Origin of the sequence: Streptomyces sp. NRRL WC-3618 (assembly GCF_001280005.1) — a bacterium.
In the GTDB taxonomy this organism is placed as follows: Bacteria; Actinomycetota; Actinomycetes; order Streptomycetales; family Streptomycetaceae; genus Streptomyces.
Genome location: NZ_LGDW01000311.1, coordinates 1 through 385, shown reverse-complemented (window position 1 = coordinate 385; position 385 = coordinate 1). Strand labels below are relative to the sequence as shown.

General features: G+C 76.1%; 1 pseudogene. It reads right to left on the bottom strand.

The features are described 5' to 3' along the window. A pseudogene (locus ADL01_RS23950) lies at positions 1-385 on the bottom strand (peptidase); the annotation flags it as partial.

Below are 385 nucleotides of genomic sequence, written 5' to 3'. Positions count from 1 at the left end.
GGTCCAGGTCGCTGCCCGCGAGGTGCTCGTCGGCGCGGATCGCGACGCGGGCGAGGGTGGTGCCCTCGGGGACGGTGAGCTCCGTCTTCGCCGCGGAGGCCGGGAGGGTCGCCGGCGGGGGACCGAAGTCGGGGTCTGTGCCGGTCAGGGTGCCCGTCCTGGTGGTGCCCGCGTCGAGGCCGTTCACCGTGGTGGTGAAGGTGCCCGTCCAGCCGGCCTTCGGGGCGAGGGTGAGCGAACCGGTCGCGTCCCCGCTGATGGCCAGGGCCGGCGCGGCCAACTGCGCGGCGCGCAGGGCGACGGTGCTGCGGACCCGGTGCCCGTCCTTGTCGCCGAGGGTCACCGAGCCGAAGGCCCAGTCGCCGTAGGCGGCGTTGGTGCGGGT